General features: G+C 66.0%; 8 protein-coding genes and 1 pseudogene. All 9 read right to left on the reverse strand.

Annotation, left to right across the window (positions count from 1 at the left end; genetic code table 11):
- Positions 1-671 precede the first annotated feature (671 nt).
- Positions 672-881, reverse strand: coding sequence for a hypothetical protein (locus tag AAHM38_RS24910; RefSeq protein WP_031636935.1), 210 nt, complete (start codon positions 879-881; stop codon positions 672-674).
- A gap of 197 nt (positions 882-1,078) precedes the next feature.
- A pseudogene (locus tag AAHM38_RS24915) lies at positions 1,079-2,413 on the reverse strand (ParB/RepB/Spo0J family partition protein); the annotation flags it as partial.
- 79 nt (positions 2,414-2,492) lie between these two features.
- Positions 2,493-3,317: a DUF932 domain-containing protein gene (locus tag AAHM38_RS24920; RefSeq protein WP_019396530.1), complete on the reverse strand. Its 825-nt coding sequence runs from the start codon at positions 3,315-3,317 to the stop codon at positions 2,493-2,495.
- 708 nt (positions 3,318-4,025) lie between these two features.
- The gene (locus tag AAHM38_RS24925; protein WP_031637040.1) at positions 4,026-4,304 is read right to left on the reverse strand and encodes a hypothetical protein; all 279 of its coding nucleotides are present in this window, start codon (positions 4,302-4,304) and stop codon (positions 4,026-4,028) included.
- A gap of 38 nt (positions 4,305-4,342) precedes the next feature.
- On the reverse strand, positions 4,343-4,693 hold the full coding sequence (locus AAHM38_RS24930) for a DUF2958 domain-containing protein (RefSeq protein WP_031637043.1): 351 nt from the start codon (positions 4,691-4,693) through the stop codon (positions 4,343-4,345).
- Between the two features lie 268 nt (positions 4,694-4,961).
- Positions 4,962-6,272: an MFS transporter gene (locus AAHM38_RS24935; protein ID WP_031637045.1), complete on the reverse strand. Its 1,311-nt coding sequence runs from the start codon at positions 6,270-6,272 to the stop codon at positions 4,962-4,964.
- A 9-nt stretch (positions 6,273-6,281) separates the two neighbouring features.
- Positions 6,282-6,539, reverse strand: coding sequence for a metal-sensing transcriptional repressor (locus AAHM38_RS24940; protein WP_003111693.1), 258 nt, complete (start codon positions 6,537-6,539; stop codon positions 6,282-6,284).
- 83 nt (positions 6,540-6,622) lie between these two features.
- Positions 6,623-7,015, reverse strand: a complete 393-nt coding sequence (locus AAHM38_RS24945; RefSeq protein WP_031637048.1) for a hypothetical protein — start codon at positions 7,013-7,015, stop codon at positions 6,623-6,625.
- Between the two features lie 352 nt (positions 7,016-7,367).
- Positions 7,368-8,285, reverse strand: a 918-nt coding sequence (locus tag AAHM38_RS24950) for a PDDEXK nuclease domain-containing protein (RefSeq protein ID WP_342234382.1), incomplete at its 5' end; no start/stop codon positions are given.

An 8,285-nucleotide genomic window follows, 5' to 3' on the forward strand; every position in this document is an offset into this window, starting at 1 on the left:
GGCGTGGAAGCTCCATAGCGATACCGGGCGGGTTGTCCGTGAACCGTCCTTCGTGACGTGATGGGCAGGAACCGCCAGCGTTGAGGACGGCACGCACCTGCACAACCTGCCGCAGCAAGCGCCAGCGTGTTCGCCAGCGTCCCGTCCATCGCGGCGGGACGTTGGGCGGGCCGATCCGGCGCAGCCGGTTCGGCAGCATCGAGGGGCGCCAAGCATCGCGCGGCGGGGATAGCTCGCAGGGCTTTCCCCTGGAGGCAAGCGAAGCGCGCAGCGCCGCAGGCGCGAAGGCGTGAGGGATTGAAGCCGAATGGCCGTGACGGCAAAGACGGCACGGGGCGTAGCCCGAAAGCCCGGCGGCGCTATGCGCCGACACGCCCAGGCCGTTCCAGATTTCTAAGCAGGAAACGCGGACATGCCTCTGATGAAATGGGCGCGGCCCTACGCTGCGAGGTATGCACGCGGCAAGCCGAAAACCGCTGGTGATTCCCGCGCACGGCGGGCGCTACGGCTTGCAGACCCATACGGGCCTGCCATTACCGGGCGGGAAGCCCGGTCACGTCAACGCCGCCGTCTGAGCTGCCGCGAGGGCGGCGGCGTGCCGATTCGGCTGGTGGCCTTGAACACCGGGCGCGGCCACTGCCGCGCCCGGATTTTTGCGGTGCTGATCGCGGTTATTCCTTCGTCTCGATGAGCCACCACACGGCAGGCGGCAAGGCGCGGCCCGTGATGGGGTGAATGTCGGTGAGGTCGGCGCAGGCCGTCCAGCCCGAGGGCGGGCGGTAGCCGCGCACGTCGCCATCGCCGTTCCAACGGCGGGCGCGTACCGTGCCAGCGGCGTAGATCGCCGCCATGCGCGGGCGGCTAATGGTGGTGCGGGTCATGGGGGCTTCTCCTTCCAGCGAAGCGCCCCGGTCGAGGCCGGGGCGCTTGCCTTCGGCGCGGGTCAAGCGGCCAGCGCCTCGGCGGGTTCATCCGCCATTGCCTCGGCATCCTCCGTGGCGTCCTGCTCCGAGCCTTCTTCCTGCGCGGCATCCTGCGGGCCAGCGGCCTTGAAGATGGCGGGCATCCAGCCCGAGCCATCGGCCAGGCTTGCGGCCTTGGGCGCGTCGGCGTCCTCGTGCTCGTCGTTGGCGGATTCGCCTTCGGTGCTGTCGAAACCGCGCCGCAGCTTTTCCAGCGTGCGCAGCGCCTTGGCCTCGGCTTCGCGCAGCAGGCCGCGATGAATGGCGGCTTCGCCGTTGCGGTCGATGGTGACGATGGCACCGGCCACCTCGCGCACTTCGGGGGTGTAGCCCTGTAAGGCGTCCTCCGCGTCTTGCAGTTCCCCGACCACCTGATCGCGCCGCTGTTCCAGCTTCTCGGCTTTGGCTTCGTCCTCGGCGTCGCAGGCTTCTTCCAGTTCGCCGTCGATCTTTTCGAGGCGGGTTTCCAGCGAGGCGATGCGGCGGGCCTCACGGGTGGTCGGCTCGCGACGATGGCGCGGGGCGTTCTGGAACGCCTGCCGTTCCTCGTAGGCCAGATGCGGCACGGCCTCCACCCATGCCCACCCCTCGGCGCGCACGTCCTCGGCCAGCGTTGCCAGCTTGTCGCGCACCAGCGTTTCCAGCACTGCGGTATCGGTGAGGTAGGTTCCGGCATCGCCTTCCGCGAACAGGTCACGGCGGATGCCGCCGCCTGCCTGCCGGTAGGTGTCCAGCCCGACGAAGCGCACCAGCGCGTGCGTGGCGTCGATTTCGCGCTCGGTCAGGCGCTCGCGCAGCTTGGACGGGCTGCGCTGCCATTCCGGCGCACCATAGAACGCGGCTTCCTGCGCGGCGTGGTCGTCGGTGATGGTCAAGGCCATCAACTGTTCCAGCGTGACGGTTCCGGCGCGATAGTCGGCCATCAGGCGCGGCGCGATGTGGGCCAGCTTCAAGCGGCGCTGCACCACCAGCGGGGACACGCCGAAGTCGGCGGCAATGTCCTCGATGGGCCGGCCTTCCTTGACCAGCGCGGCGAACGCCTCGAACTGGTCGGCGGGGTGCATCTGCTCGCGCATCAGGTTTTCCGCGAGGCTGACGGTGCGGGCCGAAGCATCGGGCACCAGCAGGCACGGCACTTCGTAGTCGGCGGGGATGCGCTTCTTCTTCGCCAGCAGCTTCAAGGCGGTCAGGCGGCGATCACCGGCCACCACTTCGTAAGCCTCGCCATCGGCGGAAAGGATGACGATCAGGTTTTGCAGCAGGCCGATGCGGGCAATGCTCGCGGCCAGTTCGGGGATGGACAGGCGCGGCATCTTGCGGGCGTTGCGCTTGGAGCGGCGCGGCAGCAACTGCGACAGCGGAACCAGAATCAGGTTCTTGGACGGGTCGGCCATTTCCAGCGGTGCGGCGGTTTCGATGGCGGCGATTTCGGTTTTGAGTACGGCGTTCATGGTGATAACTCCTTGCGGTTAGGGATGCAGCAGCGAGAGAAGCGGCAAGGGCTGCTGCCTGCCCCTGCCGCGTGGGGATTCAGGCTTTCAACTGGCGCAGGCCATCGGCCAGCAGCCACAGGGCGCGATTCAGGCGCACGCTTTGGTCGATGCCCTGCACGGGCCGGGTGGTCTGGCGGCGGCCATTCGCGGCGCGGGCGGACAAGCCGCCTTTGGTCAAGTTCTCCTGCGTGCGGTTGAACACGCTCCACAGGTCGCGGCGGTCATCGTCGTGGCGGCGCGGCATCAGGATTTGCGATTCCGTGATGGGCGCGGGCTTGTCCTCGTCGTACTTCAACGCCAGCGCAGCGCGGGCGAACACTTCCGATTCCCCGGCGTCGAGCGTGATGGCGCGCATGGCATCGCGGGATTCCTGCGCCCGGTCGAAGCCGTGCAGGACTTCGTAAGCGCCTTCGATGACGTGCCCGGCTACGTCGCCCTTGTGCGGCACGCGCACGTCGGCCACGGTGTCGCCGCAGACAAGGCCATTGCTGCAAACGAAGCGGAACATCCCGGCCAGCATCTGATAGCTACTGGTGCCGTCATGGGAGTTCAGCAGGATGATTTCGTTGGCCTCGCGGCCGTTGATCTGGCTGGCGTGGCGCAGCCGGATCATGTGCTTGGTGTAGTCGCGGCGGTCGTCGTGGCGCACGCGGGTTTGCGTCACCATGAAAGGCTCGAAGCCTTCCCCGCGCAGTTCTTGCAGCACGGTCGCGGTGGGGATGTAGCTGTACCGCTCGGAGCGGCTTTCGTGTGGTGCCTCCGCGAAGATGGACGGGGCCACTGCCCGGATTTGGTCATCGGACAAGGGACGTTCCGAACGCAGCACCGGGGAACGGGAAGCGAAGCGGGATGCGAGTTGCATGGCATTTCTCCTGACAAAGAAAAAAGGGTTTGCTGTTCACCGCACACCGGATTCCTAGATTCGGAGCCCAGCCTTTCGGCTGTTTGGTGCGGTCGGCACGAGGAACCCGGTTGGCCCTGTTGCCACCGTCTTTCCTGAGTTCATCGCCCGCGACGGTCAGGAGCGCGCGGACGGGGGCCGTCAAGGAGGCAAGCGCAGGGTTGGTGCGGCCCGCAGCGAAGCGAGGACACGGCCCTGCGCGCCTTGACGGCGCACGGGCGCGGGCTACAGTCGCGGACAAGGTGATGAAGTCAGGGGAGACGGCTGGACATGGCAACGGCCCCTCAACACGCCGATCGCACGGCAAGCGAAGCGCGCAGGCCCGGATCTAGGAATCCGGGCCGGAGGCGTCAGCCGAGCGGAGCGAGGGAACGATGGAAGCCCGAATGGGGCGAGACGCCGCAGGCGGCTCGATGCGCTACGCGCACGACAGCGCGACCGGCCATGTTTCTTGGCCGGGGACGTCCGGACTTCAAGGCTCGATGCACAAGCTCATGCGCCAGTCATCGGGAAACAGGTTCGACAGCGACTGCCGTGGTCTGGCCGATCCGGCGCAGCCGGTTCGGCGGTCTTTGAGGGGCGCCAAGCATTGCGCGGCGGGGATAGCCCGCAGGGCTTTCCCCTGGAGGCAAGCGAAGCGCGCAGCGCCCCGGAAGGCGCGCGAAGGCATCACGCCGAGTCGTCAGGGCGCAGGCTGGATTCCGCAGCCGGCATCCACGGCGATGACGAGTCCAGCAGGTAGCGCGCACCGCGCGCGTACAGACCCGACAGCCCGGTGGGCCGGTAGAACCCGGTGACGCGGTGCCGGAACTGTGCGCCGTATTCGTTGGTGTAGATCACCGCGTCGCCGATCTTGAAGCGCAAGGGTTGTCCGTTCTCCGGTGCGAACGGCTTGAGCGCATCGTGCTGCGCCGTGATTTCGATGATGTAGTCGTGGTGGCTGCTCATGGCATTGAGGAGCGCCTTGCGGCGCTCCCAGGGCCGGGTCAGACAACGATTCGTCCGGCCAGCCGCGCATCGCGCGCGTAGGCGCTCAATCGCTTCTCGGCCCGGAAAGACAGGTCGCGCTCGATCGGCAGGCCCAGCCCGCCGCGCACCGTCGCCAGCTCGCCCAGGCTGACCCAGCCGATTTCCGGTGCCCCCAGGCCCAGGTCGCATAGACCAAAGGCGTGGTCGTGGTCGTCGGGATCAATCTCGGTCAGCAGCCAGGTCGCGCCGGCGTCCGGCGTGAACAGCTTGACCACGGGCGCCGGATCGAAGTCCGCGTTTTCCAAGGATTCGCGGCCGTTGGCCAGCAGCACGATGCGCTGCTCGTCAGTGATGAGTGCGTTGTTCATGGTGAACTCCTGAAAGGTTGCCGGGCGGAATTGCCCGACCCTTCCGGGGCACGGCGCAGCGCAAGCAGTCAGGGGTCAACGACGGCCGCCAGGACGCAAGCGCCATCGGCGCGCAGCCCTTGACGGCGAGAACGCCGTGGCACGATGAAGGGGACAGCAAGACGGCCTCCCTCGCACCTCCACGCACGGGGTTTTTGGCAAGCGAAGCGCGCAGGCCCGAATAGCAATCCGGGCCGGAGGCATCAGCGATGTGAAAGGCGGGCGGTTCTTAAATGCGCGCCCAGTCCCGGTGCAGATCGTCAACGATCATGGGATGACGATGCCCGCCTCGGTCTGCATGTTCGCGCAAGTGAGGATGATCTGGCGGTAGATCAGGGTGATCGTGGGCGATGTCGGAAGAATCACTAGCGGGCCAGAGCCACAGCGCCAGTCCCACTCCGACAAGACCAATCAGCGACATGATGATGAAGGTCGATTGCAGCCCAAAGGCAGCGCCGAAGCGACCGGCCAAGGGATAGCAAATGAGCCAACACGCATGGGACAGGGCGAATTGCGCGGCAAAGACCGCGGGGCGATCCTCGGGATGAGCGGAGCGGCGCAACAGCCGGCCGGAAGGTGTTTGCGCCACGCTGTAGCCGAAGCCGACCACCAACCAGATCACCACCAGAATGGCATAGGTCGGAATCATTGCCCCGGCTGCCGTTCCCACAACCAGCATCGCCGCTCCCGCAATCATGACAGGTCGATCAGCAATCTTGTCGAGCAGGCGAGGCAGCGCGAAGGCCGCAACCATCGACCCGCCTCCGAAGGCCGCCAGCGCCCACGCTACCTCGGATTCGCCCAGCCCGAAGCGTGCCTTCACGATGACCACCGTGTTCACGATCACCATTGACCCCGCTGCTGCCACAGCGAGGCTGATCGCCAGCAGACCCCGAAGGCGCGGCGTGGCGAGGTAAATGCGCGTGCCCCGCGTAGTGCGATCCCATATGCCACGACGCGGGCCGGGAACGGTTGTGGGAAGCCTCACGCTGACCACAAGCGCGGCTGACACGAGGAAGCCGAGAACCGTTCCGGCAAACAGGTTGTGGAAGCTGATGACCGTCAGTAGCGCGGCGGCCAGCATCGGGGAGATCAGGCTTTCCAAATCGTAGGCCAGCCGGGAAAGCGACAGTGCTTTCGTGTACTCGTCTTCGTCGGGAAGGATGTCCGGGATAGTGGCTTGAAAGGTCGGCGTGAAGCCTGCGGACGCCGCCTGCAAGACGAAGATCAGCAGATAGATTTGCCAGATTTCGCTGACAAAGGGCAAGCAGAGCGCAACGGATGCTCGTACTAGGTCAAGGGCAACGAGCAACGACCGTCGCGGCAGCCGGTCGGCGAACGCCTGCGCGACCGGGGCGACTCCGACATAGGCCAGCATCTTGATTGCGAGTGCCGTCCCGAGTACCGCGCCGGCATTCGCCCCGGCCAGATCGTAGGCAAGCAGGCCAAGGGCCACCGTCATCAGGCCGGTGCCGACAAGCGCAATCACCTGAGCGGCGAACAGGTGACGATAGGTACGGTTCTTCAGGACGGAGAGCATCGGCGGGCCTCAGAGCAGTTTGGTCAGTGCCTTCATTTCGGTCAAAACGGAGTCTTCGTCATGGGCCAGGCAATGGTCGATGTGGTCGTGGATCAGGACGCGCTTTGCGGCCGTCACCGCGCTTTCCACCGCCGCGAGCTGGCGGGCGATGTCGAGACAGGATTCGCCACTTTCGATCATCCCTATGACGTGCCGAAGATGACCATCGGCGCGTTTCAGCCGCTTCACGAGATCGGGATGGGTTGAGTGCTTGTGTGTCGCGTTCATGTGGCAATTGTATCCCCCCTGGGGGGATATGAAAAAGTGCGCCGCCCGCGAAGGAGCGACGCACCGAAGGCCGCACGACGCAATCAGCCCGCCGCCGGCGCTGTCATCGACTGCAACTGCTCGATCACGCCAGGCTCAACGAACACGCAAGCCTGCTCGTCCGCGATCGGCACGTTGAACACCTGCGCGAACACCGTGCGCCGCAGATGGGCCAGCCGGCCCGTCCGGTATGCCTGCTCGGGCTTCATGCGCCCGCCAGCCTGCGAGCCGCTGCGCTGCGGATCGCATTCGATCAGCGCGACAAAGCCATCGTCGGCCAGCTTCTGATGCTCGGGGCACAGGCCCCAGCCGGTCGCCGTGTGGCGCTCCATGCTCGCGCGCAGGCGCTTGTCCAGCAGGATCGCGCCGGTGTCGAACGCCGTGCCGCAGACCAGGCAAACGTGCTGTTCGAGGGAAACGTGTGATTTGTCGTTCATGACGGTTCTCCGGTTGCAAGGGCGGAATTGCCCGGAACCGTCGCCCTCACGGCGCAGCGCAGCAGTCAGGGGTCGCAGACGGCCGCCAGGACGCAAGCGCGCAAGGCGCGCGCAGCCCTTGCACGGCGAGAACGCCGTGATACGGTGAAGGGACACAGCAAGACCGCCCCCTCACACCACCCCACGCACGCGGGTTTTTGGCAAGCGAAGCGCGCAGGCGCGGATCAGCGAGCCGGGCCGGAGGCGTCAGTGATGGAAGCCCGACAGGGGCGAGACTCGCGCAGCGAGGCTCGATGCGCAGCACGACAGCGCGACGGCGGCACGCCGGGACGCCCGACTGCTTGAGACAGGACTACTCGTTGTCGGTCTTGCGCTGCTCGATCTGCAACTGCGCCCGTTGCGTTGCTTGTTGCAGCCGCTCCACTAGCACGCCCCTCGGCGGCAAGGCGGTCAGGTACTCGGCGACGTGGATGCCCGACTTGTCCAACTCCAGCAATTCGATCTGCTCGCGCTTCTTGCCGGTGCAAAGGATGATCCCCAGAGGCGAGGCTTCCTCCGGCTCCCGTTCGTGCTTGTCCAGCCAGCGAAGATAAAGCTCCATCTGTCCCTTGAAAGCTGCCTTGAACTCGCCGACCTTCAACTCCACTGCCACCAGCCGCCGCAGCTTGCGGTTGTAAAACAGCAGGTCGAGGTGGAAATCCTCGCCGTCGATCTGGATGCGCTTCTGCCGGGCCACGAAGCTGAAACCCGCGCCCAGCTCCAACAAGAACGACTCCATTTCGCGGATGATCGCCGCCTCCAAGTCGCCTTCTTGCCAAGTGTCCCGCAGCCCCAGGAAGTCGAGGATGTAGGGGTCGCGCATGATCAGGGCGGGCGACATGCGCTGCGCATCGCGCATCTTCGCCAACTCCTGTGCGATCGTCTCGCCCGGCTTTTGAGACAGCGCCGTGCGCTCGTACAACATCGAGTCGATGCGCTCGCGCAGCGTCCGCACGCTCCAGCGTTCGGCGCTCGCCATCTGTGCGTAGTAGTCCCGCTGGAGCGGGTCTTTCAGCGGGATCAGGGCGATGAAGTGCGTCCAGCTCAATTCTCGTATCAGTGATACGAGAATCTGCTCGTCGGGGAAGGTGGCCGCGAACTGCACCATGCGGCGCAGGTTCTGCTCGGCAAAGCTGCCGCCGTACTCCTTCACCAACTGCGCCGCCAGGGTGGGCAGGACTTCCTTGCCATAAGCGCCCCGGCGCCCGTCCAAGACCTGCGTGCGGATGCG

This window comes from Ralstonia sp. OTU4908 (assembly GCF_038440115.1).
Lineage (GTDB): Bacteria > Pseudomonadota > Gammaproteobacteria > Burkholderiales > Burkholderiaceae > Ralstonia > Ralstonia pickettii.

Bases quoted from the DNA above. Each gene is read 5' to 3' on its own strand.
- AAHM38_RS24910 (WP_031636935.1), bottom strand. From the start codon at position 881: ATGACCCGCACCACCATTAGCCGCCCGCGCATGGCGGCGATCTACGCC.
- AAHM38_RS24920 (WP_019396530.1), bottom strand. From the start codon at position 3,317: ATGCAACTCGCATCCCGCTTCGCTTCCCGTTCCCCGGTGCTGCGTTCG.
- AAHM38_RS24925 (WP_031637040.1), bottom strand. From the start codon at position 4,304: ATGAGCAGCCACCACGACTACATCATCGAAATCACGGCGCAGCACGAT.
- AAHM38_RS24930 (WP_031637043.1), bottom strand. From the start codon at position 4,693: ATGAACAACGCACTCATCACTGACGAGCAGCGCATCGTGCTGCTGGCC.
- AAHM38_RS24935 (WP_031637045.1), bottom strand. From the start codon at position 6,272: ATGCTCTCCGTCCTGAAGAACCGTACCTATCGTCACCTGTTCGCCGCT.
- AAHM38_RS24940 (WP_003111693.1), bottom strand. From the start codon at position 6,539: ATGAACGCGACACACAAGCACTCAACCCATCCCGATCTCGTGAAGCGG.
- AAHM38_RS24945 (WP_031637048.1), bottom strand. From the start codon at position 7,015: ATGAACGACAAATCACACGTTTCCCTCGAACAGCACGTTTGCCTGGTC.